Origin of the sequence: Mesorhizobium sp. M6A.T.Cr.TU.014.01.1.1 (assembly GCF_004022765.1) — a bacterium.
Taxonomy (GTDB): Bacteria; Pseudomonadota; Alphaproteobacteria; order Rhizobiales; family Rhizobiaceae; genus Mesorhizobium; species Mesorhizobium mediterraneum.
This window is the reverse complement of sequence record NZ_RZPG01000032.1, coordinates 1-23,506: the sequence shown is the minus strand read 5'-3', so window position 1 is coordinate 23,506 and position 23,506 is coordinate 1. Positions and strand designations below refer to the sequence as shown.

Annotated in this window: 25 protein-coding genes and 2 tRNA genes; 16 read left to right on the top strand and 11 right to left on the bottom strand. The window is 62.7% G+C overall.

The window, feature by feature from the left end:
• Nucleotides 1-143: 143 nt before the first annotated feature.
• Together EN885_RS28065 and EN885_RS33700 are read right to left on the bottom strand one after the other, a co-directional pair.
• Nucleotides 144-2,225 carry an ATP-dependent helicase gene (locus tag EN885_RS28065; protein WP_127206627.1) on the bottom strand — a complete coding sequence of 694 codons (2,082 nt, stop codon included), beginning with the start codon at nucleotides 2,223-2,225 and terminating at the stop codon, nucleotides 144-146.
• 100 nt (nucleotides 2,226-2,325) lie between these two features.
• Nucleotides 2,326-2,496, bottom strand: a complete 171-nt coding sequence (locus EN885_RS33700; RefSeq protein WP_164547241.1) for a hypothetical protein — start codon at nucleotides 2,494-2,496, stop codon at nucleotides 2,326-2,328.
• 131 nt (nucleotides 2,497-2,627) lie between these two features.
• On the opposite strand from EN885_RS33700, the gene EN885_RS33695 reads away from it, so the two are divergent.
• The 5 genes from EN885_RS33695 to EN885_RS28045 all read left to right on the top strand — a co-directional run bounded on the left by EN885_RS33695 (nucleotide 2,628) and on the right by EN885_RS28045 (nucleotide 8,627).
• The gene (locus EN885_RS33695) at nucleotides 2,628-2,801 is read left to right on the top strand and encodes a hypothetical protein (protein WP_164547240.1); all 174 of its coding nucleotides are present in this window, start codon (nucleotides 2,628-2,630) and stop codon (nucleotides 2,799-2,801) included.
• 393 nt (nucleotides 2,802-3,194) lie between these two features.
• Nucleotides 3,195-5,072, top strand: coding sequence for an ABC-F family ATP-binding cassette domain-containing protein (locus tag EN885_RS28060; RefSeq protein WP_128243688.1), 1,878 nt, complete (start codon nucleotides 3,195-3,197; stop codon nucleotides 5,070-5,072).
• 48 nt (nucleotides 5,073-5,120) lie between these two features.
• The gene (locus tag EN885_RS28055) at nucleotides 5,121-7,229 is read left to right on the top strand and encodes a molybdopterin oxidoreductase family protein (RefSeq protein WP_127206486.1); all 2,109 of its coding nucleotides are present in this window, start codon (nucleotides 5,121-5,123) and stop codon (nucleotides 7,227-7,229) included.
• A gap of 57 nt (nucleotides 7,230-7,286) precedes the next feature.
• Entirely contained in the window at nucleotides 7,287-7,985 is a 699-nt protein-coding gene (locus EN885_RS28050) for a DUF2270 domain-containing protein (protein WP_127206487.1), read from the top strand.
• A 369-nt stretch (nucleotides 7,986-8,354) separates the two neighbouring features.
• A complete protein-coding gene (locus tag EN885_RS28045) occupies nucleotides 8,355-8,627 on the top strand; it encodes a DUF680 domain-containing protein (RefSeq protein WP_127206488.1) in 273 nt (90 codons plus the stop codon).
• 89 nt (nucleotides 8,628-8,716) lie between these two features.
• Here EN885_RS28045 and EN885_RS28040 read toward each other — a convergent pair whose 3' ends face one another.
• The 5 genes from EN885_RS28040 to purM form a co-directional block, all read right to left on the bottom strand.
• Entirely contained in the window at nucleotides 8,717-9,232 is a 516-nt protein-coding gene (locus EN885_RS28040) for a histidine phosphatase family protein (protein WP_126107539.1), read from the bottom strand.
• A gap of 71 nt (nucleotides 9,233-9,303) precedes the next feature.
• Nucleotides 9,304-9,597 (bottom strand): type II toxin-antitoxin system RelE/ParE family toxin, encoded by a 294-nt coding sequence (locus EN885_RS28035; protein WP_127206489.1) that lies wholly within the window; start codon nucleotides 9,595-9,597, stop codon nucleotides 9,304-9,306.
• Nucleotides 9,590-9,880 (bottom strand): type II toxin-antitoxin system ParD family antitoxin, encoded by a 291-nt coding sequence (locus tag EN885_RS28030; protein ID WP_127206490.1) that lies wholly within the window; start codon nucleotides 9,878-9,880, stop codon nucleotides 9,590-9,592. The genes EN885_RS28035 and EN885_RS28030 overlap by 8 nt, the downstream gene beginning before the upstream one ends.
• Nucleotides 9,881-9,938: 58 nt before the next feature.
• Entirely contained in the window at nucleotides 9,939-10,649 is a 711-nt protein-coding gene (gene purN / locus EN885_RS28025; RefSeq protein WP_128243689.1) for a phosphoribosylglycinamide formyltransferase, read from the bottom strand.
• Nucleotides 10,646-11,710: a phosphoribosylformylglycinamidine cyclo-ligase gene (gene purM / locus EN885_RS28020; protein WP_127206491.1), complete on the bottom strand. Its 1,065-nt coding sequence runs from the start codon at nucleotides 11,708-11,710 to the stop codon at nucleotides 10,646-10,648. The genes purN and purM overlap by 4 nt, the downstream gene beginning before the upstream one ends.
• Nucleotides 11,711-12,333: 623 nt before the next feature.
• On the opposite strand from purM, the gene EN885_RS28015 reads away from it, so the two are divergent.
• The 5 genes from EN885_RS28015 to EN885_RS27995 all read left to right on the top strand — a co-directional run bounded on the left by EN885_RS28015 (nucleotide 12,334) and on the right by EN885_RS27995 (nucleotide 15,651).
• Entirely contained in the window at nucleotides 12,334-12,891 is a 558-nt protein-coding gene (locus EN885_RS28015; protein ID WP_095483311.1) for a CDP-alcohol phosphatidyltransferase family protein, read from the top strand.
• Complete coding sequence (locus tag EN885_RS28010; protein WP_095483246.1) at nucleotides 12,863-14,062, top strand: AI-2E family transporter; 1,200 nt, start codon at nucleotides 12,863-12,865, stop codon at nucleotides 14,060-14,062. Before EN885_RS28015 ends, EN885_RS28010 begins: the two co-directional genes overlap by 29 nt.
• Nucleotides 14,063-14,067: 5 nt before the next feature.
• Complete coding sequence (hdaA, locus tag EN885_RS28005; RefSeq protein ID WP_128243698.1) at nucleotides 14,068-14,772, top strand: DnaA regulatory inactivator HdaA; 705 nt, start codon at nucleotides 14,068-14,070, stop codon at nucleotides 14,770-14,772.
• Between the two features lie 241 nt (nucleotides 14,773-15,013).
• Complete coding sequence (locus EN885_RS28000; RefSeq protein WP_095483249.1) at nucleotides 15,014-15,271, top strand: type II toxin-antitoxin system prevent-host-death family antitoxin; 258 nt, start codon at nucleotides 15,014-15,016, stop codon at nucleotides 15,269-15,271.
• Nucleotides 15,268-15,651, top strand: coding sequence for a type II toxin-antitoxin system VapC family toxin (locus EN885_RS27995; protein WP_095483250.1), 384 nt, complete (start codon nucleotides 15,268-15,270; stop codon nucleotides 15,649-15,651). The genes EN885_RS28000 and EN885_RS27995 overlap by 4 nt, the downstream gene beginning before the upstream one ends.
• Nucleotides 15,652-16,099: 448 nt before the next feature.
• Here the strand turns inward: EN885_RS27995 and EN885_RS27985 are convergent, their stop codons facing one another.
• Nucleotides 16,100-17,101 (bottom strand): GlxA family transcriptional regulator, encoded by a 1,002-nt coding sequence (locus tag EN885_RS27985; RefSeq protein WP_128243690.1) that lies wholly within the window; start codon nucleotides 17,099-17,101, stop codon nucleotides 16,100-16,102.
• 128 nt (nucleotides 17,102-17,229) lie between these two features.
• Here EN885_RS27985 and EN885_RS27980 point away from each other — a divergent pair, with 128 nt between their 5' ends.
• Complete coding sequence (locus EN885_RS27980; protein ID WP_127206505.1) at nucleotides 17,230-18,057, top strand: alpha/beta hydrolase; 828 nt, start codon at nucleotides 17,230-17,232, stop codon at nucleotides 18,055-18,057.
• Between the two features lie 131 nt (nucleotides 18,058-18,188).
• Here the strand turns inward: EN885_RS27980 and EN885_RS27975 are convergent.
• From EN885_RS27975 to EN885_RS27965, 3 genes are all read right to left on the bottom strand, one after another.
• A tRNA-Pro gene (locus tag EN885_RS27975) sits at nucleotides 18,189-18,265 on the bottom strand.
• Between the two features lie 166 nt (nucleotides 18,266-18,431).
• A complete protein-coding gene (locus EN885_RS27970) occupies nucleotides 18,432-19,619 on the bottom strand; it encodes a metal transporter (protein ID WP_095489322.1) in 1,188 nt (395 codons plus the stop codon).
• The gene (locus EN885_RS27965) at nucleotides 19,616-20,749 is read right to left on the bottom strand and encodes a multicopper oxidase domain-containing protein (protein WP_127295469.1); all 1,134 of its coding nucleotides are present in this window, start codon (nucleotides 20,747-20,749) and stop codon (nucleotides 19,616-19,618) included. The genes EN885_RS27970 and EN885_RS27965 overlap by 4 nt, the downstream gene beginning before the upstream one ends.
• A 300-nt stretch (nucleotides 20,750-21,049) precedes the next feature.
• On the opposite strand from EN885_RS27965, the gene EN885_RS27960 reads away from it, so the two are divergent.
• The 5 genes from EN885_RS27960 to EN885_RS27940 all read left to right on the top strand — a co-directional run bounded on the left by EN885_RS27960 (nucleotide 21,050) and on the right by EN885_RS27940 (nucleotide 23,391).
• On the top strand, nucleotides 21,050-21,355 hold the full coding sequence (locus EN885_RS27960) for an ETC complex I subunit (protein ID WP_015318428.1): 306 nt from the start codon (nucleotides 21,050-21,052) through the stop codon (nucleotides 21,353-21,355).
• A 49-nt stretch (nucleotides 21,356-21,404) separates the two neighbouring features.
• Nucleotides 21,405-21,481, top strand: a tRNA-Arg gene (locus tag EN885_RS27955).
• A gap of 374 nt (nucleotides 21,482-21,855) precedes the next feature.
• Nucleotides 21,856-22,395, top strand: a complete 540-nt coding sequence (locus tag EN885_RS27950; protein ID WP_095489320.1) for an SgcJ/EcaC family oxidoreductase — start codon at nucleotides 21,856-21,858, stop codon at nucleotides 22,393-22,395.
• 371 nt (nucleotides 22,396-22,766) lie between these two features.
• Entirely contained in the window at nucleotides 22,767-23,051 is a 285-nt protein-coding gene (locus EN885_RS27945) for a DUF982 domain-containing protein (protein WP_128243691.1), read from the top strand.
• A 130-nt stretch (nucleotides 23,052-23,181) separates the two neighbouring features.
• Nucleotides 23,182-23,391 (top strand): hypothetical protein, encoded by a 210-nt coding sequence (locus EN885_RS27940; RefSeq protein WP_095489318.1) that lies wholly within the window; start codon nucleotides 23,182-23,184, stop codon nucleotides 23,389-23,391.
• Nucleotides 23,392-23,506 lie beyond the last annotated feature (115 nt).

Here is a 23,506-nt window from a genome sequence, read left to right as displayed (position 1 = left end):
TTGGGCGGAGGTGACGGCGGACGCCGCTCTCCGATCTGGGTCGGACGCCCAGAAACGCGGATTGCGGCATCAGGTTCCATGTTGCCGAGATTTGATTTTCGCCACCAAGCTCAGTGGCATGAGCGCCGTGCCGAAGAGGCGGCCTACTTCCACATGTCACGCATGCGGGCGCCGAGGTCGACGCGCACTTGCGGCTGGCGACGCGGATCGTCCTTGGCCTGGACGCTCGCCCATGATGTCTGTTCGAAGGCACCGAGGATCGAGGCTGGGATGAAGCGGGTGCGCGAGGCGTAAACGTGGCGATCGCCACGCGCCGCCTGGCCGTGGACGAAGAAGCGCTGCGGCATGACCAGATGCAGGCCGTCCTTGGCCCGCGTCATCGCCACGTAGAGCAGGCGGCGCTCCTCGTCGATATCCTCCTTCGAGCCGACGGCGAGGTCGATCGGGATGCAGCCGTCTACGGTGTTGAGCACGAAGACGTTCTTCCATTCCTGGCCCTTGGCCGAATGGATGGTCGACAGGATCAAATAGTCCTCGTCGCGATGCGGCGGTCCGGCCTCGTCGCTGGTTGCATCCGGCGGATCGAGCGTCAGCTCGGTGAGGAAACGCTCGCGCGAGGCATAGCCCGAGGCGATCTGCTCGAGCTGCAGAATATCGGCCCGGCGCGTCGTTGCGTCCTCGTGGATGCGGTCGAGATGCGGCTCATACCAGAGCCTGACCTGTTCGAGATCAACAGGCCATTTTCCCGACCCGGTGCGAAGCTGCGAGAACAGCGTGACGAAACCCTGCCAGTCGTCGGCGGCGCGTTGCGGCGGCCGGTAGCGCGCCAGACCCATCGCTTCGTCGAGCGACGTGGCCATGGTGTCGACGATCTGCGAAGCTGCCGAAGGGCCGATGCCGGGCAAGAGCTGCAGCACGCGAAAACCGGCGACGCGGTCGCGCGGGTTTTCGGCGAAGCGCAGCACCGCCAGCACGTCCTTGACATGGGCGGCGTCGAGGAATTTCAGCCCGCCGAATTTGACGAACGGGATGTTGCGGCGCGTCAACTCGATCTCCAGCGGCCCGCTGTGGTGCGAGGCGCGAAACAGCACGGCCTGCGCCTTCAGCGCCGTGCCGGCCTCGCGCTCGGTCAGGATCGCCTGGCAGACGTAACTCGCCTGCTCGGCCTCGTCGCGAACGCTGACCAGCTTCGGCTTTTCGGCCGATTTACGCTCCGTCCATAGGTTCTTGGTAAAGCGCTCCGAGGCCTCGCCGATCACCGCATTGGCGGCGGCCAGGACGGTCTCGGTCGAGCGGTAGTTGCGCTCAAGCATGACGATCTCGGCCGGCCGCGCGAACTGTTTTGGGAAGTCGAGGATGTTGCGCACTTCCGCCGCGCGAAACGAGTAGATCGACTGCGCATCGTCGCCGACCACCGTCAGCCCGGATCCGTCCGGCTTGAGTGCCGTGAGGATCGAGGCCTGCAGCCGGTTGGTGTCCTGGTATTCGTCGACCAGAACATGGTCGAAGCGCCCACCCAGATGCGCCGATATCTCCGGCTCGCCCCCCATCTGCGCCCAGTAGAGCAGCAGGTCGTCGTAATCGAGCACGTTCTGCGCCTGCTTGGCCTCGACATATCGGGCGAACAGCGCCTTAAGCTGTTCTGCCCACCCCGCGCACCAGGGAAACACCGAACCCAGAACCTCGCCAAGCGGCGCCTGCGCGTTGACGGCGCGCGAATAGATCGCCAGGCACGTGCCCTTGGTCGGGAAACGGCCTTCCGTCTTCGAGAAGCCGAGTTCGTGCCGGGCGAGGTTCATCAGGTCGGCCGAATCCTCGCGGTCGTGGATGGTGAAGGCCGGATCGAGGCCGATCTCCAGCGCGTAGTCGCGCAGCAGCCTGGCGCCGATGCCGTGAAACGTGCCGGCCCAGGTGAGAGCATCGGTGATAACTGAAGCGTCCCGGCCGAGCACCTCGCCGGCGATGCGCTCGACCCGCTTGGCGAGTTCCGATGCGGCGCGACGCGAAAACGTCATCAAAAGGATGCGCCTGGGATCGGCGCCTCTGACGATCAGATGCGCAACGCGATGCGCCAGCGTGCTGGTCTTGCCGGAGCCGGCGCCGGCGATTACCAGCAACGGGCCAGCGACCTTGCCGTCGCCATGCTCGACGGCAAGGCACTGCTCGGCATTCAGCTTCGCGAGATAGGCAGGCCGGAAGGTCGAATCACGGGCAGCGAGGTTCATTGCCCATCAAGCATCGTTTCTGCTTTGTTCGCAACGGTTTCGACGTGAGAGTTGCGATCGACGCGCCGACCCTATTGACGCACCAGCCGATGAATTCGATCTAGCGCTCTGGCTCTACGCCCATCGCCGCCGACTGCCGCCGCAGCGACTTGTCGTCTTCGGGAGGTGGCAGCAACAGCGGATCGAAGTCGTCGGGCACTTCGTCGATGATTTCCCTGACTATGCGGTAGGCCACGTAGACGGCGGCCCCTGCTATGAGCAGACGGATCATGATTTTCTCCATTGGTGTGGACCAACCGAAGAGGCGGCTTTTTGTTCCCCCGTTCTCCAAACGCCCCGAGCTCTGCCTGAGCGTGCAACCAAATCGGCACCGTCTCGTTTGCCCGGTGACAGGAGGTTGCGATGAATAAGCTCTCAATCTTGCTGGCTTTAGCCGCAGCCCTGGCTGTGGCGGCTTGCGACAACAATATCCCGCCGACGAAGGCCCCCGGCACCGTCGATCAAAACCCGCAGGTCGACCCTGCACCCAAATCGATGTCAGGCGGTGATCAACCCGGCACACCGCCGGCACAGTGAACGCTGTGGGAAAAAATGGCCGGCGCCGCTTGGGAGGAGATGGCGCCGGCCAGGCGGGTATCAGGTCCGCCGCACACCTAGACATAGCTGAGTCTTGCCCTTGCGTCATGGTGCGATCGCTGAAGACGACCGCGTTGCACGGGCAATTAACTGACAAATGCGCAATTTTCGGATGCGAGTAGTCGATGCTCGCCAGGCGACGCGCCGTCGCTGCAGGTTCCCGGCCCAATTCAGAGTCGGCCCTCTGATCCGGCGAGGCCGGCGATTGGATCGATCGTCTTCCCCTCCCGCGGCATCAGGCAACCTGCCGCCGCCGGCCATTTTCATGCCTTATGCAACCAACCGGCGCTCAAGGTCTTGCGAAGCGCCGACGTCCCGTGCAAAAGCGCGGCCATGCTGATCATTAACGACCTTTCGCTCCGTATGGCCGGACGCCTGCTTCTCGATCATGCCTCGCTGACCTTGCCGGCCGGCAGCAAGGCAGGGCTTGTCGGCCGTAACGGCACCGGCAAGACCACCTTGTTCAAGGCGATCACCGGCGATCTCGCCTCCGAGACCGGCTCGATCAGCCTGCCGAAGAACACGCGCATCGGCCAGGTGGCGCAGGAAGCGCCCGGCACCGAGGAGCCGCTGATCGAGATCGTGCTCAAGGCCGACCTTGAACGCTCCGCATTGCTCGAAGAAGAAAAGACGGCGACCGATCCGCACCGCATCGCCGACATCCACATGCGGCTGGCCGACATCGACGCGCATTCGGCCGAGTCGCGCGCCGCCACCATCCTCGCCGGCCTCGGCTTTGATGACGACGCCCAGCGGCGGCCGGCCTCGTCCTTCTCCGGCGGCTGGCGCATGCGGGTGGCGCTGGCGGCAGTGCTGTTTGCCGAGCCCGATCTGCTGCTGCTCGACGAGCCGACCAACTATCTCGACCTCGAAGGCACGCTGTGGCTGGAAAACTACGTGTCGAAATATCCGCACACCGTGCTTCTGATCTCGCACGACCGCGACCTGCTTAACCGCGCCGTCAACTCGATCGTCCATCTCGACCAGAAGAAGCTGACCTTCTGGCGCGGCGGTTACGACCAGTTCGAGCGCCAATACACCGAGCAGCGCGAGCTCCAGGAGAAGGGCAGGGTCAAGCAGGAAGCCGCGCGCAAGCACATGGAGTCCTTCGTCGAGCGCTTCCGGGCCAAGGCCTCTAAGGCGAGACAAGCGCAGTCGCGTATCAAGGCGCTGGAGAAGATGAAGCCGATCGCCGCGATTGTGAACGACAACGTGCGGCCGTTCTCCTTCCCCGAGCCGGTGAAGACCGTGGCCTCGCCGATCATTGCGCTGAACAATGTGAATGTCGGCTATGTCGAGGGTGAGCCGATCCTGAAGAAGATGACGCTGCGCATCGATGCCGACGACCGCATCGCGCTGCTCGGCGCCAACGGCAACGGCAAGTCGACCTTTGCCAAATTGCTGTCGGGCCGGCTGAAGCAGGAGAGCGGCGCCATGACGGTGGCGCCCGGCCTGAAAGTGGCGATCTTTGCCCAGCATCAGCTCGACGACCTCCGACCGAACGAAAACGCCTATGAGCATGTCCGCCGGCTGATGCCGGAAGCACCGGAATCGAAGGTGCGCGGCCGTGTCGCCCAGTTCGGCCTGACCACCGAGAAGATGAACACCGCCGCCAAGGACCTGTCCGGCGGCGAGAAGGCGCGGCTCTTGATGGGCTTGTCGGCCTTCGAAGGACCAAACCTGTTCATCCTCGACGAACCGACCAACCATCTTGATATCGACAGCCGTGAATCGCTGATCCATGCGCTGAACGAATTTCCCGGCGCCGTCATCCTGATTTCGCACGACCGCCATCTGCTCGAGGCGACGGCCGACCGGCTGTGGCTGGTCAAGGACGGCGCGGTCAATCCCTATGACGGCGATCTCGAGGACTACAAGACGCTGGTCACCGGCGTGTCCGGCGACCGCCGCGGCAAGCGCGAGGCCGAAAAAGCCTCGAAGGCCGACCGTCGCCGCGACGCGGCGGCACGCCGCGCGGCCTTCGAGCCGCTGGCCAAGGAGATCCGCGCCACAGAAGCGCTGATGGACCGCATCCGCAAGCGCATCGACTTGATCGAGGACGAGCTCGCCAATCCGGCGGTCTATGAAAAAGACCCGTCGACGGCGACACAGCTGGCCAAGGAGCGCTCGCAGCTTGCCCAGACGTTGGCCGCCCACGAAGAAAAATGGCTGTCGATGTCGGCGGAATACGAGGAAGGCACGGCGGAGTAGCGCCATCTGGCCCTACACGCCGCTGCCATATACGGCTAGTTTGGCCCTATGAATCAACACGCCAAGCTCAGAATCGGCCATTCGGCCTGTCCGCATGATTGCCCGTCGACCTGCGCGCTCGAGGTCGAGCTGCTCGACAGCAGGCGCATTGGTCGCGTCCATGGCGCCAAGGCCAACAGCTACACATCAGGCGTCATCTGCGCCAAGGTCGCCCGCTATGCCGACCGCGTCCATCACCCCGACCGCCTGCTGAAGCCGCTGATCCGCGCCGGCGCCAAGGGTGAGGGCCTTTGGAAGGAAGCGAGCTGGGAGGCGGCACTCGACCTCGTCGCCGAAAAGTTCATCGCGGCCGAGGCAAAATACGGCTCGGAGACGGTCTGGCCCTATTACTATGCCGGCACGATGGGGTTGGTGCAGCGCGACGGCATCGAGCGGCTCAGGCACGCCAAGAAATATTCCGGCTTCTTCGGTTCGATCTGCACCAACCTGGCCTGGACCGGCTGGATGATGGGCGCCGGCGCGTTGCGCGGTCCCGACCCGCGCGAGATGGCCAAGTCCGACTGCGTGGTGATCTGGGGCACCAATGCAGTGGTCACCCAGGTCAACGTCATGACCCACGCGATCAAGGCGCGCAAGGAACGCGGCGCGAAAATCGTCGTCATCGACGTCTACGAGAACGCGACGATGAAACAGGCCGATCTCGGCCTGGTGCTGAAGCCCGGCACCGACGGCGCACTGGCCTGCGCAGTGATGCATGTGCTGTTTCGTGACGGCATGGCCGACCGCGCCTATTTGGAAAAATACACCGACGACCCGCACGGTCTGGAAGCGCATCTTCAGACGAGGACGCCGCAATGGGCGGCTGGTATCACCGGGCTTTCCGTCGACGAGATCGAGGCATTCGCCCATCTCGTCGGCACGACGAAGAAAACCTATTTCCGCCTCGGCTACGGCTTCTCGCGCCAGCGCAACGGCTCGGTCAACATGCATGCCGCGGCCTCGATCGCCGCGGTCACCGGCTGCTGGCAGTATGAGGGCGGCGGCGCGTTCCATTCCAATTCGGGCATCTTCAAGCTGAACCAGGAACTGCTGGAAGGCACGCGGATGCGCGATCCCGCGATCCGCCATCTCGACCATTCGCGCATCGGCCCCGTGCTGACCGGCGCTGAGGATGCGCTCTATGGCGGCCCGCCGGTGACGGCGCTGCTGATCCAGAACACCAATCCGGTCAATGTCGCGCCGGAGCAGCGGCTGGTGAAGCAGGGTTTTCTGCGCGACGACCTATTTTCCTGCGTGCACGAGCAATTCATGACTGACACCGCAAAACTTGCCGATGTCGTGCTGCCGGCGACGATGTTCCTCGAGCATGATGACGTCTACAAGGGCGGCGGTAACCAGCATATCACGCTCGGTCCGAAGCTGATCGACCCGCCGGAAGGGCCGCGCACCAACCATTTCGTCATCGAGGAGCTCGGTAAAAGGCTGGGCGTTGGCGAAAAGCCTGGCTTCGGCATGACCGAGCAACAGCATATCGACATCATCCTGGGCAAGCGGGGCCTGGGCAGTTTTTCGAGCCTCAGGGACGAAAAATGGGTCGATTTGCAGCCGGATTTCGAGGCGGCGCATTTCATCAACGGCTTCGGCCACGCGGACGGAAAATTCCGCTTCCGCGCCGACTGGACCGGTCAGGCGGCGCCCAACCGGCCGCCGAAAAGCATGGGCCTGTTCGGGCCGGTGGCAAGCCTGCCGGAATTTCCCGACCATATCGACCTGATCGAGGTGGCGGATGCGGCGCATCCGTTCCGGCTGACCACCTCGCCGGCGCGCAATTTCCTCAACTCGACGTTTTCGGAGACGCCGGTGTCGAAGGCCAAGGAGGGCCGGCCGGAACTGCTTTTGCATCCGGACGATGCGGCAGCTTATGGGCTGGCCAACGGCGATCGCGTCGAGATCGGCAATGCGCGCGGCGAAGTCGTGCTGCACGCAAGATTGTTCGATGGCCTCAAGCGCGGCGTCGTAGTGGCCGAGGGCATATGGCCGAACAGCGCCCATGAGCGGGGCGAGGGCATCAACGTGCTAACCGGCGCCGACGCGCCAGCGCCCTATGGCGGTGCGGCTTTTCACGACAACAAGGTCTGGCTGCGCTCGGCCAATTGAAGCGTCGGAACGATATATCCCTCCAGCCGTTTTTGCGTGGCGGTCGGAGGCATGGAGATGGCAGATGTGTCGGCAGCGCCGGACCCCATTGGAAGAACGCTTTCGCCCGGCGAACTCGTAACCACGATGTCACACTTTCATCGCGCCGAAATTCTACGCATGACGGGGTGGCGCGACCGCCTGGACCGGACGAGCAATTGGGCGATAACGGTCGTCGCGGCGATGCTGTCCGTCTCGCTTTCGACGGCTAGCGCGCATCACGGCGTGCTGCTTTTTGCCATGCTGCTTGTCCTGTTGCTGCTGTGGATAGAAGCGCGGCGATATCGCTTCTTCGACGTTTACCGGGCCCGCGTGCGCCAGTTCGAACGGCACTATTTCGCGCAGATATTCTCGCCGCAGCCGGACTTTGCGTCCGATTGGCTATTGATCGTCGGCGAAAGCCTGCGCGCTCCAAAATTCCTCATTTCGCAACGAGCGGCGTTGGCGCGTCGTCTGCGTCGAAACTACATCCACATGCTGCTGATCCTGCTGATGGCCTGGATCCTCAAACTGTCGACACCCAGTCTTCTAACCGAGGGTGTCCGCATCGGCTTCGTCGGTTCGGTGTGCGAGGCCGTCACCGGCGCTGCCCTGGGGCCCATTCCCGGCCTGGTCATCGTCGTGCTGGTCGCCGCCCTCTATGCCGGCCTGCTAGTCACTGCCTTCCTGGCTGCTGGCGACGATGGCGAACTCTCCTTTGGTGACGTGCACGTCTAAGGCGGCAACGCAAAGCCGGTAGCTCTGCGAAATTTCATTTGCGCATCAGTGGAGGAATCGAACCGATCGGTTCGTTTCTGTTGACGCATCGTGCAGGACCGGGTGAACGTCGGCTCAGCAAATGCCTGCGCCTCGCGGCAGGCAAATTCGCATAACAAATTGAAAAGAATGCAAAAGATTGTGGCGAAGGAAGCCTTTTGGCAGATTTCAAGCACCCGATTCAGGCGTAGCTGAAAAATCTTTGTGATTGGAAACCGCCGCATGGCCAACCCACTTCGGGATGGTCCGAACGACGCGAAATCCTCCCAAGGCACGCCACTAGACGGACAACAACACTGAAAACATGGAAATACTGGAGTACCTGAAAAAATGACCAAGATTGCTCTTACCGCCGCTGCCGTCCTCATTGCTACAGGCAGCGCCTTTGCCGGCAGCGACCACTATGGTTCGGACGGCGTCAACCAGCCGGCTGCGCCGGTTGGCAATGAGCCTGTTGGAAATGTCGACAACACGCTCACGGGTTCGATCCGCAAGCTGCTCCCGACCGAGCATAATGCCGTCAACACCGATGCGACGCGCCAGTCCGGCTCGGATCAGTCCGTCGCGCCTCAATCTGGCCGGGGCAACTGGGGCCGCCGCTAAGTCCTCAAGCTCCGGAACTCAAAGAGCGGCGGGTTTGGCCCGCCGCTCTTGCTTTTGCATATTAAGTCATAGCCGGCAGCACCGCCCGTTTAGCGCAGATCCTTCGGCCAAACGCAGTGTGTCAGCCGCGCCTCGTCGAGGGCCAGCCGTGCCCAGTCGCCGTCAAAAACGAAGCGGGCAAGCGCCGCCGTCGGAAATTTTTCTTCAAGCCTTTTGAGTGCCGCGGCATCCGATCCGGCGCCGGCAAGCCGGCGCGCGAATTCCTCCAGACCGGGATTGTGGCCAATCACCAGAAGGGTGCTTGTTACAGCATTTGCCTGCCGTACCTTGGCGAGAACGTCTGCCGCACTGGCCTCGTAGAGCGCCTGAACAAATTTGGCCGGCGTTTTCGCCGGCAATTCCGCCGAGACCAGCCGCCATGTGTCGCGGCTGCGCAGCGCTGGAGATACCAGCGCCACATCGGGCAGCCAGCCCTGCCTGGCCAGTTCGCGCCCGATCAGCGGGGCCGCCTTCAGCCCGCGCCCGGAAAGCGGCCGGTCGAAGTCGATGAGGTCAGGATCGTCCCAACTCGACTTGGCATGACGCAGAAGAAGGAGTTGTTTCATTGTCGCCATGCCAGCCTCTGCTCAGGGCGTGATGTCCGCCAGCTGCTGCCAATTGCAGTTGCCATGATCTTTCAAAATAGCGCCGAGACGTCGCGCGCGCCATGCACGACGCGAACGACCTCGACGCGTTGTTCTGCCAAGCGATAAAGCACGAGATAATTGCCGATCGTCAGCGCTCTCACCTCGGCGCCGATGTCCGGTCTCTTGGGGCCGGACTCAGGGAAGCTGGCCAATTGCAAGATGCGCGCCGCTATGGCGTCCAGAAAGCGATCCGCGGCAAGCGGGATGTCCGTCGCAATGCCAAACCAGATTTCGATCAGATCGTTTTCGGCGGCCGGGCTGCGGACAATGAGGATGTCAGCCATTCCGCTGTGTTTTTTTGGCAGCGTCGCTGAACCGGCTGTGCGCCTTCAGCTTGATGTCCTCGATGTCGAAAGGCGCGAACGGGCCGCTCTCCAGCCCTTCCGTCCAGGCTTTCCGCAGCCGCTCCGCTTCCGCCTCGCGCAAGGGCTGGCGAAGGCGCCATTCGCGGAGCGCTTCGCGGATTACTTCGCTTGCCGAACCGTATTGCCCGCTGGCCACTGCGCCCTTGACCATGTCCAGCAGTTCGGGGGAAAGCGCCACGCTGACTTTTTCGACTGGCGCCATCAAACTGTCTCCTTGTGAAGATGGTAGCAATATTTGCCACCACCTTCAAGGATGGCTCTCATGGCGTGATGCGCGCCAGATGCTCGAGATCGGTCTCCTCGCGCAGCGGATCGGGCGCCATCACCATCGAGGTGCTGTTGTCGGCATCGTCGGCGAAATGGGCAAGCACGGTACGGCCGCCTTCCATCCGCGCCTTGCCTTCGGCGACCAGCCCGAGCGCCAGCGGATAAAGCCGGTGCTCGGCCTTCAGCACGCGGGCGGCAAGCGTATCCTCATTGTCGCCGACCATCACCGGCACGGCAGCCTGGGCGATGATCGGGCCGTCATCCATATCGAGCGTGACGAAATGCACCGTGCAACCATGGATGCGAATGCCCGCGCGGATAGCTCGCGCATGCGTATCCAGCCCCTTGAAAGCAGGCAACAGGGCAGGGTGGATGTTGATCATCCGTCCCAGCCACTTCTCGACGAAGCGCGCGCCGAGGATGCGCATGTAACCGGCCAGCGTCACGATCTCGGCGCCGAACGAGACAAGTGCCGCGTCGATCGCTCCGTCATGCGCTTCCTTGCTGGTATGGTCGGCCCGCGAAATCACCTTGGTAGGGATGCCGCGCGCCGCGGCGATGCCTAGACCGGCGGCATTGGCCCGGTCGGAAATGACGCCGACGATCTCGGCCGGATAGTCCGGGTTGCTGGCCGCGGCGATCAGCGCCGTCATGTTGGAGCCGCGTCCCGAAATCAGCACCACGGTGCGTTTGCGCGTGCTCATAGGCCGATCGAGCCCCGATAGATGACGCCGGCGTTGCGGCGCGGCACGATGCGGCCGATCGGCGCCACAGTCTCGCCGGCCTCCTGCAGCACGGCAGCGACCTGTGCGGCCTGGCCTGAGGCGACGGCGAGGATCATGCCGACGCCGCAGTTGAAGGTGCGCATCATCTCTTCGGGCGCCACGCCACCGGTTTTCGCCAGCCATGAGAATACCGGTGGCACCTCGATGGCGTCGAGGTCGAGCTCGGCCGAAAAATCCTTCGGCAGGACGCGCGGGATGTTTTCAGGAAAGCCGCCGCCGGTGATGTGCGCCAGCGCCTTGATGCCATGCGTGCCGCGGATCGCCTTGAGGATCGACTTGACGTAGATGCGTGTCGGCTCGAGCAGCGCCTCGGCCAGCGTGGCTTCATCATTGAAGGGCGCCGGACCGGACCACGCAAGGCCGCTTGTCGCGACGATGCGGCGGACCAGCGAAAAGCCGTTCGAATGCAGGCCTGACGAGGCCAGTCCCAACAGCACGTCGCCCTCGACGATGTCGTCTGTCGGCAGTAGCTGGCCACGTTCGGCCGCGCCCACAGCAAAGCCGGCAAGGTCGTAGTCCTTGCCGTGATACATGCCGGGCATTTCCGCCGTCTCGCCGCCGATCAGCGCGCATCCGGCCTGTCGGCAGCCCTCGGCGATGCCGCCGACAATCGAAGCACCCTGGTCGGGGTCGAGCTTGCCGGTGGCGAAATAGTCGAGGAAGAACAATGGCTCGGCGCCTTGCACGACGATGTCGTTGACGCACATGGCGACGAGATCGATGCCGATCGTGTCGTGCTTGCCCGCATCGATGGCGATCTTCAGCTTGGTGCCGACGCCGTCATTGGCGGCGACCAGCACCGGGTCCGTGAAGCCGGCGGCCTTGAGGTCGAACAGGCCGCCGAAGCCGCCGATCTCGCCATCGGCGCCCGGCCGGCGCGTCGCGCGCACCAGCGGCTTGATCTTCTCGACCATGAGATTGCCGGCATCGATGTCGACACCCGCCTCGGCATAAGTGAGCCCGTTCTTGCGCTTGCTCATTTCTGGCGCCTGCTCATCTCTGTTTCCACTTGCTTGAGGGCTCTTCGCATGAACGCTTTTGCCTCGCAAGGCAAGCGAGCGATGGCGATGTTCAATTGGAGATCGGCCGAACCGGGCTCCCTACGCTCCAGCAGTAGAAAGAAACGCCCGCCAGCGCAGCGGCGAGGGCGCCGACGGTCGCTAAGGACCTGACCTCGTCGCTCGGGAGGACCCCGTAGGAGAAACCGGCGGCGATCAAACTTGCCGCCACAGTCCAGACACCCGGGTTTACGGCGACTGACCGCCCGAAAACGAACGCCACGGCGGCAGCCACCAGCCAGAGAGGCCAAGACGCCAGAAGGCCGACCACCAAGGCAAGAACGAAACTGATCAAAAGGTCATGCATCGACGCGTCGCGGTGTGGAGTTGTAAAAGATGCGAAACCTAGGAAGCTTTCTGTTACTCCGGCCAAATAGCAAAGTGTGACACGCAGGGCGATTGTAAATCTCTGTGCCATCGTCATTCGCCAGGTTCGTTTTTTCGGTCTGGGGTGGAGCAGGTGAGCGAGGAGAGAGCGTCGCCACTTGCCGTAGCGTCCCATCTCCATCATTGTATCATTAAAACAGAAACGACGGGACATGCGTTTGACCATCCCCAACATGATCACGATCATGCGTTTCGTGCTGGTGCCGGGCGTGGTGCTGGCCATGCTGCAGGCGCACTGGGACTGGGCTTTCGCCGGCTTCCTCATCGCCGGCATTTCCGACGGTGTCGACGGCTTCATCGCCCGCCATTTCAACCAGTTTTCGCAACTTGGCGCCTATCTCGATCCGATGGCCGACAAATTGCTGCTGGTTTCGGTGTTCGTGGTGCTGGGCTTCATCGGTGAATTGCCGCTGTGGCTGGTCGTCACCATGGTGTCGCGCGATGCGCTGATCGTCTGCGCCGTGCTTTTGTCCACCGTCATGGCCCACCCGGTCGAGATGAAGCCGCTGTTCGTGTCCAAGGCCAACACCGCCATCCAGATCGTGCTGGCGGCGGTGGTGCTGGGCGAACTGGCTCTCGCCCTCGACCTCGATCCGCTCAGGCCGGTGCTCATATTGCTGTCCGGGGTCTTGACCGTGGCTTCGGCCGCGGCCTATCTCGTGGCTTGGCTGAGGCATATGAGCGGCTATGGCGAAGGCTCCACACCGGACACCTGACCAGGACATCGACGCGGCAGCCGAGGCTGCGGCCGCCGATGCCGCCGCGTCTGGCGTGTTTCGCCGCCAAATCCGCTTCTGGCTAATCAGCGCCATCATCCTCGCGGTCTTCCTCTATGTCTTTAGCGGCATCCTTTTGCCGTTCGTCGCCGGCATGGTCCTCGCCTACTTTCTCGACCCGGTCGCCGACCGGCTGCAGCGGCTCGGCCTGTCGCGGCTGATGGCGACGGTTGTCATCCTGTTCGCCTTCATCGTCGTTCTGGTGCTGGCTTTCGTCATCCTCGTTCCGGTGCTGGCCTCGCAGATGGCCGATTTCGCCAGCAAGCTGCCGGAATACCTGACCCGGCTGCAGACCCTGATCACCAGCTTCGATCCGAGATGGCTGGAAGAGAAATTCGGCGTCGACGCCAATGGCCTGCGCGAAGGCTTGAATTCGCTGCTGACCTCCGGCTTCGGCCTCCTGACCACGGTGTTCACATCGATCTGGAGCTCCGGCGTGGCGCTAGTGTCGGTGGTCAGCCTGTTCGTGGTGACACCAGTCGTTGCCTTCTACATGCTGCTCGACTGGGACCGCATGGTGGCGATCGTCGACAGCTGGGTGCCGCGCGACTATGTCAAGACCGTCAGGGCCATCGCCAACGACATCAACACCGCTACCGCCGGTTTTGTGCGCGGCCAGGGCACGCTGTGCCTGGTGCTGGGCGCCATGTACGCCACCGGCCTGACGTTGACCGGCCTGAATTTCGGCATCCTGATCGGCCTGTTCGCCGGGCTGATCTCCTTCATCCCCTATGTCGGCTCGCTGACCGGGTTGGTCCTGGCCGTCGGCGTTGCCTTCGTTCAGTTCTGGCCCGACTGGACCATGATCGCGGCGGTGGCCGGCGTGTTCTTCGTCGGCCAGTTCATCGAGGGCAACATCCTGCAGCCGAGGCTGGTGGGAAAAAGCGTCGGCCTGCATCCGGTGTGGCTGATGTTTTCGCTGTTTGCCTTCGGCGCGCTGTTCGGCTTCGTCGGCCTGCTGATCGCCGTGCCGGCCTCGGCCGCCGTTGCCGTTCTGGTGCGTTTTGCCATCGCCCGTTATCTGGAATCGCCGCTCTACAAGGGCCACAGCACCGAACCTGTACCGCCGCTGCCGGCGCGTCGCCGCGGGAGCGGTGGGCCGCGCAGTTGAGCCAGATGCCGGACAACAAGATCGATCCGCCGCGCCAGTTGCCGCTCGATCTCGGCCACGGCACCGGTTACTCGCGCGACGAGCTCGTCGTCTCCGGCACCAACAGCCAAGCGGTGGCGCTGGTCGATCGCTGGCCGGACTGGCCGTCGCCGGTGGTCGTGCTCGCCGGTCCGGCGGGCTCTGGAAAAACCCACCTGGCCTCGATCTGGCGCGCCCGCGCCGGGGCCGTGACAGTCGATGTCAGGCGCATCGGCGACTGCATGGCGGGCCTCGGCGCGCGGCCTGCCCTGATCGACGACGTCGATGCCGGCGCGGTCGATGAAGAGGGGCTGTTCCATCTGATCAATGCGGTGCGCGGGGCCGGCTCGACCTTGCTCTTGACCGCGCGGCGCTTTCCGTCCGCCTGGGGCGTTAGGCTTCCGGACCTCGCTTCGCGGCTGAAAGCGGCGGCGACGGTCGAGATCCACGAGCCCGACGATCTCTTGCTGGCCGGCGTCATCACCAAACTGTTCGCCGACCGCCAGGTCGAGGTCGAGCCACATGTCGTGCAATATCTGGTGCGCCGCATCGAACGCTCGCTGGCCACCGCGATGCGGGTGGTGGAGCGGCTCGATCGCACGGCACTGGAGCGCAAGACGCCGATCACGAGGGCGCTCGCCGCCGAAACCGTCAGCGCCATGGATGAGGGGCAGGGCGAGTTCGAGATCTGATACGACAGGCTAGCCGGTGTCCCATTTCGGGAAACCAGTACTGGCATCCATCTTGCAACGTCAGCCTTGCCGGCTAACCCCGGTCCTGATTGCGTATCAAATCAGGTTGTAGGCTCGCCGGGAGACGGGGCGGTTGGGGTTCTCCTCCCGGCGAGCTTGCCTTTGGCTGTTGTAATGGACCGTTGAATGGTCTATTTTCACTGCAAATATGGACCAGAGGATGGCCCATAGAGGAGTGGCGATGCAGGTATCCGTTACAGACGCCAAGGGACAGCTGACCGAATTGGTGCGTCGTGCCGAGGCAGGCGACGAAATCATTCTGACCCGTCACGGTCATGCGGCCGTGCGCCTGGTTCCCGTCAAGGCAGTGCCGGACAGGAAAAGCCGTCGGGCACTGCTGGAGGCGATGCGCGCATCCGGCGCCGCGAGGGCGAAGGCCGGGCCATCCGCCGCGCGAAGCCAGGATTTCCTCTACGGTGATGATGGCCTGCCTGAATGATCGTGGTCGATACCTCGGCGCTGATGGCGATCGTTCTTGACGAGCCGGAGGCTGATGTCTGCATCGCGGCGCTCGAGGCTGAAGACGACATTCTGATTTCCGCCGGCACCGTGGCCGAAGCGCTGATCGTCGCGGCGCGGCGCAATGTCGGCGAAGAGCTGTCCGGCCTGATCGACGGGCTTGGTTTCGAAATTGCGGCAGTAACGCCGGCCTCTGCGCGTCGCATCGCCGAAGCCTACGCAAAGTGGGGTAAGGGCGTTCACCCGGCCGCGCTCAATTTCGGTGACTGCTTCGCCTATGAGGTGGCCAAGGAACATGCCTGCCGCCTGCTTTATATCGGCGACGATTTTTCGAGGACCGATATCGAAAGCGCTCTCTAAGCATGGGTTGTCTGCGCCACATGCGCGCGACAAGGCGACAGGGTCGACGCTCCCACCTATGAGCTTTCCCTTGAAATAATGCCGGCGATATATTTTGACCGAGAGCCGTCCCACCCGCAGGCTGTGCATCGGCCGTTTTTGAACTGATGTTCGCAGGCGGGGTACCCATAGAGATGAAACGCGCATTCAGCACAAAGGCTGGCCATTGCACTGCTTTCGACGAAATATATGCTGCCGTATTCGTCGCAACTCGTGATTGATCGGTCAGTCATTGGCTCACCTCGCACTTCCGCTTCAGCCCGATCGCCTGGCGCGGCCACCGCAACAGCCACAGCGGCTTGGGCTTCCTCTGCATCATCGTGCGGTTGGTCGTGGCATCATAGACCTCATCAAACACACGCATCTTCCAGCGGCAGTCGACGCGGGGCAAGCACGGCTGGGCCACCGCTCAGCGCTCGCCGGCCACAAGCGCCGCTCGTTCCACGCCAAAACGCCTGCGGTAATCGCCCGGCACCAGGCCGGTTATCCTGGCGAACACTTTGCGGAAGGAGCCGGGATCGTCATAGCCGACATCCCAGGCGATCTGGTCGATTGATCGGATCGTCGCTTCCAGCATCTCACGCGCCTTGCCGACGCGCAGGTGCTGGCAATACTCGGTCGGCTTGAGGCCGGTGGCGTTGCGAAAGCGGCGCAAAAAAGTCCGCTCCTCCAAGGCCGCATGCTCCGCCATAGTGGCAAGCGTCACATCGCGCGCGCCTCTCGCCTGGAGCCAGTGCTGCACTTTGAGGATGGCCTCGTCGCCATGGTTCAGCCTGGGAGCAAAGGGGCTGTAGAAGCGCTGCTCTCGTCCCGGCGGATCCACCAGCATGAAACGGGCAGTGTCCATCATGACGGTCGGCCCGAGCACCCGGTCGACGAGTTTTAGGCCGAGATCGGTCCAAGCCATGTAACCGCCGGCGGTGATGATGTCGCCATCATCGATGACCAGCTTGTCGGCATCCAGTGCGATGTCGGGAAAGCGCATCGCCAGCGCGTCGCGATAGGCCCAATGCGTCGTCGCAGCACGGCCAGACAGCAGGCCGGCCTCGGCAAGCACGAAGGCGCCGGCGCAGACCGAGCCGAGCGTCGCGCCTGCCGCATGGCGGGCCCTGAGCCAGTCGGCGTAGGGCGCGGCCGCCCCGCGAGCGATCGGATCGCCTAGGGTCGGAGGCAAGATGACCATGGCAGGTCCATTGCCGGGGCCGGGCTCGCTGTCGAAGGTGCGGATGACCGTTTGGCTCGCCTCCTGCCACTGCCAATGGCTGACACGAAGCCTCTGCGCGTCCGGCGACCGTTCGGCGGCCAGCCGGTTGGCCAGCTGGAAGAGATCGGTCAGGCCAAGAACAGCCGCTTCCTGAACGCCGGGATACACAACGAGGCCGATTTCGACCGGATCACGCGCCGCAACCATCTGTCAGTTTTGCCATGTCCAATGTCTGTTTTGCCAATTCTCACCATGACCCCATTGCAGTAGCTTGTCCACAGGAGGAACGGACCTTCGCCCAACCAATTCGGCCAACCACATCAAGGAGTACGACGATGAGCACATTCACCACCAAGGACGGCACCGAGATTTTCTACAAGGATTGGGGCACAGGCCAACCAATCGTGTTCCATCACGGCTGGCCGCTCAGCGCCGATGACTGGGACAACCAGATGCTGTTCTTCCTCGACAAGGGCTATCGCGTGATCGCGCATGACCGGCGCGGACATGGCCGCTCGACACAGACGGCGACCGGCAACGAGATGGACACCTATGCCGCCGATGTCGCGGCCCTGGTTGCCCATCTTGATCTCAAGAACGCCGTCCATATCGGTCACTCGACCGGCGGCGGCGAGGTGGCGCGTTACGTTGCCCGCTACGGTGGCGAAGGACGCGTCGCCAAGGCGGTGCTGATCGGCGCGGTGCCGCCGATCATGGTCAAGACCGACAATAACCCCGGCGGCCTGCCGATCGAGGTATTCGACGGCTTCCGTGCCGCGCTCGTGGCCAACCGCGCCCAGTTCTACAGGGACGTGCCGGCCGGCCCGTTCTACGGCTTTAATCGCGAGGGCGCCAAGGTCTCGCAAGGAGCTGTCGACAATTGGTGGCGCCAGGGCATGATGGGCGGAGCCAAGGCCCATTACGACTGTATCGAGGCTTTTTCCGAAACCGACTTCACCGAGGACCTTAGGAAGATCGACGTGCCTGTCCTGATCATGCACGGCGATGACGACCAGATCGTGCCGATTGCCGACTCCGCTCTGCTTGCAGCCAAGCTGGTGAAGCACGGCACGCTCAAGGTCTACAAGGGCCTGCCGCACGGAATGTGCACCACCCACCCGGAGATCATCAATCCGGATCTCCTGGCGTTCATCCAGGGCTGACGCTTCGGAGCTCAGGGCGGGCACGCTCGAAAACCCGGGCTGCCCGTCGGTCGCTTCCGTGCTTCGCCAGTCGCAGATGCTGCCCGGCGCAGGTGCGCCGGCAGCATGGCCGATGATTTGCTGTGAATGAATGGTCGGAGTGGAGAGATTCGAACTCCCGACCCTCTGGTCCCAAACCAGATGCGCTACCAGGCTGCGCTACACTCCGAGTCCTTGCGGGCTATAGGGTTCCGGGCTTGGCTGCGCAACCCCTAAAAGACGAAAACGGAACAAACGGCAGGCCCGTGCGGCGATCGGGGCCGGAATTGCAGCCAGCCAAGTCGCGCGCTACGGCTTTACAGCAGCGCTGCCTCAGGACCCAGGCTCCTGTCCGGTCAGACCTTTATGAAAGCGGCCGTCGCGTACATGAAGGCGACGCCGGCCGCCAGGCCGCCCATGACCGGTGGCGTGAAGAAGGCATCGATGCCCTTCTGGTTGCGGCGCATCAGATAGGCGCCGACCTCGACGATGACCTGCAGGATCGCGCCGGCGCCGATGGCAAGCGCCAGCGCCGACCATTGCGGCGCATAGGCCAGGCTGCCGAGCCACATGCCGATAACCGCAGGCCCACCGGCGAGCAAGGTCAGGCCGGCGAACGTCCACAGCGGCGGCCGCTCCTTCAGCATCGGAGCGGCGATGCCGATGCCTTCGGTAATATTATGCAGGGCGAAGCCGAGCACCAGGAAGGTTCCGAGGCTTGCCGAGCCGGCCACGAAGGCAGCGCCGATGGCAAGGCCTTCGCCGAGATTGTGAAGGCCGATGCCGAGCGCGATATAGGTGGCCAACGCCAGCCCTGTCGGCGTGCCGCGCCGCCGCCCGATCGCCATCAGGACGAGAAAGCTAGCCAGACCCGCCAGCACCACCATGACCGGCCCCTGGAACACAGCGGCTGCGGTTCCGACAAGCTCGAAGGATTCTTCGATCGTGTCGACCAGCAGAAAGGCGAGCAACCCGATGGTCAGCGCCAACAGGAAGTTCATGCCGCTCTGTCCGACACCGCGCAGCGCCGGATAGAACATGAGGCCAATGGCGACAGGCAGCACGCCGACGATGATGCCGACCAGTCCCTGCAGCTTGAGCTGTCCCGCAGTGGCGGTAGGCGTCGGCACGGCAACTTCGATCAAATGTTCGAAGGTGACGCCTGAGTTGGTTACCAGATTGACCGTGTGCGTTTCACCCAGAACCCACGGGAAAGGCAGATTGATCCACGCCGTGGAAGCACGCGCGATGGTGCCCGGCGGGTCCTGGGTGAATTGCCAGTAGGCGCCGTCGACCTGGACCTGGGCGATGGTCATCGGCTCGGAGCCGCCGGCCCTGACCAGAAGATGAAGGCCTGATGTATCGAGGACGACACGCTCGAAAGTCAGTTTCTCGACGGCGGGCGCGCCGTTTGACAATCCTTGCAGCGGATTGACGGCGATGATCCACGCCACCGCAATGGCGAGCGCGGCAAGGGGCAGGCCGATCCACAACCAACGGCTGCGCGGCCTTGCCGGTGAATCGATGGTGACGACCTTGTTCATGCCAGCGCCTCGACGACGTCGAACATGCCCATCCAGCCGAGCTCCGTGAACTCGCTTTGATGCGCGTGGAACATGTAGAGGCCCGGTTCGTGCTCGGCGAAGGTGAATTCCAGGATGCCGCGCTGGGCCTGGCACTGGATGATGAGGTCGACCGTTTTCAAGGTCGGCGTCAGCGTCGTGCCCTGATCGAAATAGTCGAAGAAATTTCCATGCAGATGAAACGAGTTGATGGGATCGAATTCCACCACATTGACCAGATAGATGCGCACCGGCTTGCCTCGCACGATGCGGATCGGCGTCTTCGCATAGGCGTGGGCGATGGTGTTGGCGGCGTAGAATTCGTTCTCCTCGTCGAAATTGGTGTCGAATCCGTTCATGACCATCACCAGCTCTTGCCAGCCGGCATTCTCGGGCGTGTCGAGAAGCCGCGACCGGGCGATCTCGGCATGGTCGGGATGGCGATCCGGGTCCGGGTCGATGACAAAGGCCCCATACATGCCCTTGTGGATGTGCCTCTTCAGCGGCAAGGCGTGGCAATGATACAGATGGCAGCCAAAGGGCTTGGCGTCGAATTCGTAGACGAACTCGCCACCCGGATCGACCAGCCCGGCGCCGGGAATTCCATCCATGCGGGCGGCATGGATGCCGTGGAAATGCATCGAGTGCGGATGCGAGCCGTTGTTCTTGAAGACGATGCGAATGCGCTCGCCTTCCTTGGCGCGCAGCGCCGGACCGGGCACGCGGCCGTTATACGTCCATGCCGGGAAGAACACGCCCGGTGCGATCTCGATCGTCTTGTCCACGGCCGTCACCTCGAACGTCCTGAACGTGCGCCCATCGGGCAGAACTGAGACCGTCCCTCGCTCCCAGTCCGTCAGCATCGGGATCGGATCAAAACCGTTGGCGGCGTTGTCCACCTCCCCGACGGTGACCATCGCGCCATGAGCATTCATATGATGAGGTGCCGGATCGGTGGCGGCCACCGCCGCTATGTCATGACCGCTATGCTGGGCGGACTGACCGAGCGCGCTGCGGGCAGCAATCGCCGTGCCGCCCACGGCAGCAAGACTTCCTGTAAGGACGGAACGTCGGCTTATCCGATCGCGCAACCACACACCGACATCGACCATGCCAACTTTTTCCCTCGAATTCATTCGTTTGACCGATAATAGCGTCAGCTGTCAAATATAGCAATGGCTTAGTTCGGTCGCGGCATGCCCCCGTGCGGCTGAACGCGCCAAGACGGTGCAACGGGCTTGGCAAGCTGCCTTGCAGCCGACGCCGTCACAGCAGATTGCGTAGTCCTCATTCTGCTTGGTTCAGGTCCGCGACAGGAGCGCAAAAACCATCGGCCTTGCCGCCGGCTGCATTGCGAAGTAATGACGGGAATACAGCGGCAGGTGCCGCTTGCACGTAGCAACGAGGTGACCATGTCCGCGCGCATTTTCAGCCCAGCCAAAACCGCGATGCAGTCCGGCAAGGCCAAGACCGGCCACTGGGTGCTGGAATTCGATCCCGAGATGCGCAAGAAAATCGATCCGCTGATGGGCTACACCACGTCGGGCGACATGCGCAGCCAGATCAGGCTCACCTTCGACACGAGGGAAGAGGCGGTGGCCTATGCCGAGAAAGAGGGGCTGGCCTTCCGTGTCGAGGAGCCGAAGGAAACCAAGCGCCGCCAGATTTCCTATGCGGAGAATTTCCGCTATGACCGCAGGACGCCCTGGACGCATTGACCGGCAAACGCCCATCGCATAATTCAGCCGGCCTTGGCGTCGGCCCAGCGGTCCCGTAGCTCAGCTGGATAGAGCACCGGCCTTCTAAGCCGATGGTCACAGGTTCGAATCCTGTCGGGATCGCCAGTATTTTCAAAGACATAGTGCCATATTCCCGACTTCGGGAGAATGGCATTCCGATCCGTTTACAGGGCCGTTCACAGATTTTCTTCCTCATGGGTTCCGCTCCAATGACGGCATCGAACCCACGCTGCTATTGCTGATCTGCGCGCGGCACAGTCACGCGCAGGAGCGAGCGCAACCGTGCACGCGATCAGGAGATCGCCAATCTCGGCCGGTCGTATCGATTGAAATCCGGCAAGAGGTCGGCGCTGTCTACGGCACGCGCGACGTGATCCAAGGCATTTGGCTTTGAAAGGTTCCACGGCAGTCGCTTTCTGGCCTGTTGTCGAGAACGTCTGGCGCTTGCGCCATCATATCAGACAAGTCTAATGTAAGTCATGATCTGGCCATTGCGCGGGCGCGGCGGCGCACTCGGGATGGGCACTATTCATCCGGTGGATATCACGCAAAGGGAGGACGAGATGAGACTGGTTAAGTCATTTGCATTTGCTGCTGTGCTGCTTCTTTCGTCAGCACTGTCTGTGGCCGCCCAGTCGGCTCGCGAGGACATCGAAGCGGCGCTGACGAAATTCACGGACGCCTTCAACAGCGGAAACGCGGCGGCGGTGGGTCAAATGTATACCGAGGATGCTGCCGTGCTGCCGCCCGACGGCAAGCGCGTCGATGGCCGCAAGGGCGTGGAAGAATTCTGGCAGGGCGCGATCAAAGGCGGGATGAAGAATCTCACCCTGAAGGCGCTGGAAGTGGAAGAGAGCGCGAACCTCGCCTACGAAGTTGGCGCATTTACGCTTGATGTGCCGAGCAAAGACGGCGCCCTCTCCACCGTAGCGGGCAAGTACATCGTCGTCTGGAAAAAGGGCGACGACGGGACATGGCGCCTGCATCGGGACATCTGGAATTTAGGTGCGGCCCAATAGGGATTGATATCCAGGCCTTCATCGACCGCCTTGGCGAAAGGCGCGGCGGGCTTTTTTGTCTCCGTATGGAACACTGGCACGGGCAAGACGTTCGCCTCCTGCAGCAATATTTCCTGTGCGCATAGAAATGCTGCGAGATCGGATTGTCCCCTCCGATCAGCCCGCGTCCTTCCCCTCCGTGGGGCGCGGGCTTCTTCGTTCATGGAACCGAAACGACCAAGGCTCTTCGGACGACCAGCCCCTGCGTGTTGGCACCGAGCTAGGCGTGTTCAGCCTCGATGGCATCGGGCATCGGCGCTCTGAATTCACGATGATGCAACCACCGCCATCTCTTCGCGTTTAACCGCCTTCAATCCTGGTGAGCGACAAAAATGACGGCGTTCATTCCGATTACAATCTACCTGAATCGCAGGCCGATGATGGTCGCGTCGATAGCCGACGCTGCCAAGGCTCTTCAGCAACCCTGGCCATCCATGGACAAGCCGTCCCGACTTGAAGCAATCCGAATGATAGAGGAATGCCTGGCCGGACATTGCAGTCACCAAGCTGCGTTCGCCGCCTTCGAGGCGGCTGCAACTGAACAGGGACTTCACAAGCAGAAGCCGCCAAGCGAAGGCCTCAAGAAATTCGACGGGGTTGCTGAAGATCTGATGTGAGGTCGCCCTCACCGGTCGTAGATCTTCCGCGAGGGCTCATCTCTCGCGTCTGCGATTCTGCAACGGGGCGCGGTTTCTTAGTGTATAATAATGTTGCACGAACAAAATCTCTGGGCGAAGGGGGTTTGTCATGCCGCTTCATGGAAGAGCAGAGGATTCGGGTGTTTTCAACCCTTCCGAGCTGGCGCTACTTGGCCGCGTGTTCAATCGTTTGAAGATTGACGGCCAATCGGAACAACAGCGCGAATCGCTCGCGTCCCGAATTATTGCCAATTACATGGCCGGAGTGGTGGACGAGGAAGAACTTTTGTCGGCTTCGAAACAAGCGCTGGGGCGGTAGGCCCGGGTAAAGCAAGCTAACCGAGTTAACCCTTCCAACCGCCGGTTGGTAGACGCGACGCAGCCGGCGCGCGTAGGATTTCCTACGATCCGGGCACACCCACCCCCGCCCGCCC